Raw genomic sequence first — 1969 nt, 5'->3', positions numbered from 1 at the left:
GCCGACGTTGGAGCGGCCCGCAAAGGCAACTTCCGTCAGCCGCGTATGCGGCAGGCCGCGCATATCGACCACGCCTCTGAGGAAGACGCAGGGCTGGGAGAAGAGCCACCTTCCGGCTTCTTCATCCGGCGTATCGGGCGAGCTTTCCTCTCCCTGCGCTTCACTCATCGCTCAGGACTTCCGCTTGTTGCTGCCGAGCTTGTTGAGGCCGAGATTGTTGAAAATCTCGATGGGCACGCCCTGCCGCTTCATGATGACGCCCTGCTGGATCACCGATAGCGTGTTGTTCCACGCCCAGTAGATCACGAGGCCCGCCGGGAAGCTTGCCAGCATGAAGGTGAAGATCACCGGCATCCAGGTGAAGATCTGCGCCTGAATGGGGTCAGCCGGAAGCGGATTCATGCGCTGCTGCACGAACATGGTGAAGCCCATGATGAGCGGCCAGATGCCGATCATGAGGAAAGAGGGCGGGTCCCACGGAATGAGGCCGAAGAGATTGAACAGCGTCGTCGGATCCGGCGCCGAAAGGTCATTGATCCAGCCAAAGAAAGGCGCGTGGCGCATTTCAATGGTAACGAACAGCACCTTGTAGAGAGCGAAGAAAACCGGAATCTGGATCAGCACCGGCAGGCAGCCCGCAAGCGGGTTCACCTTTTCCTTCCGGTAAAGCTCCATGATTTCCTGCTGCTGCTTCATCTTGTCTTCAGCAAAGCGCTCGCGGATCTTTTCCATCTCCGGCTGCAGCTTCTTCATCTTGCTCATCGCCACATAGGACTTGTTGGCAAGCGGATAGAAGACGAGCTTGATGAGAACGGTGATGATGAGAATGGCAATGCCGAAATTGCCGACATGCTGCGCAATGAAATGAAGCGCGGAGAACATGGGCTGCGTCAGGAACCAGAACCAGCCCCAGTCGATCAGCAGGTTGAACTTGTAGATGCCTGCTTCGTGATAGGTGTCGATGACGGAAGAAACCTTGGCACCCGCAAAGAGAAGGTTTTGGATCTCGATGCTGGCGCCCGGCGCCACTTCACGCGCGCCATAGCGGAAATCCGCCTGGAAATGTTCGACTGAGGGATCGGGATGTGCGCTGAAATTGGCAACGAAGTTCTCGCCCTTCTGGGGCACGAGCGCAGTCGCCCAGTATTTGTCGGTGATGCCGAGCCAGCCATCCGTATCCGTCACCTTCACGGGGCCGTCATCAGCGGCATCCTCATAGGAAACGGCGACTTCGCCCACGCTCGGGAACTCGCCGATAAAGCCTTCATGCAGAATGAAGAAAGACGAGCCTTCGGGGCTGCCCGTGCGCGAGATGAGACCGTAAGGGTAGAGCGTCACGTTTGCAGCGCCCTGGTTCTCGATGCGGTCGGTGACGGTGAAGAGATAATTCTCATCGACCGCAATGGTGCGCAGGAAGACAAGGCCCTGACCATTGTTCCAGCGCAGCGTAACAGGAGACTGCGGCGTCAGTTCTGCGCCTTCCTCCGCCTGCCACACGGTCTTTGAATCAGGAACCTTCACGCCGGAGCCGGGTGCCGGAATGAAGCCGAACTCGGCGAAATAGGGCGTCCGCGTTCCGGCAGGCGCGAGCAGCGCAACTTCGGCACTGTCCGGTTCATAGGTCACGCGGTAGTTGCGGAGTTTCAGATCATCAAAGCGCGCCCCGCGCAGCGAGAGCGATCCGTCAAGTTGTTCGGAGCGGATGGCGACGCGCGGGTTCGCGCCAAGAGCATCTTCGCGTGCAAGCATGCTGCTGGCGGCATCGGCGGGCAGGGTGCCCGGCTCATCAACGCTCGGCAGCCTTGCCTCGCCGGGGGCATCGGTGCCCTGCGTCCCGGTGGTTTCGCCGCTGGCGGCGGCAATCGCTTCCTGTCGTGCGCGCTCGGCTTCGAGCTGCGGTTCGATGACGAAATATTGCCACCCGACGAAAACGACCACCGAGAGGAAGATGGCGAGGATGAAATTGCGG

The 1969-nt window shown here is 59.6% G+C and carries 1 protein-coding gene; it reads right to left on the bottom strand.

The genetic code is table 11. From position 1 onward, the window contains the following. Positions 1-171: 171 nt before the first annotated feature. On the bottom strand, positions 172-1969 hold a 1798-nt coding region (gene yidC, locus WBF74_RS07880), incomplete at its 5' end, for a membrane protein insertase YidC (RefSeq protein WP_424437753.1).

It is taken from the genome of Parvibaculum sp., assembly GCF_049672805.1.
Lineage (GTDB): Bacteria > Pseudomonadota > Alphaproteobacteria > Parvibaculales > Parvibaculaceae > Parvibaculum.
This window is presented reverse-complemented; position numbering and strand designations above follow the sequence as displayed.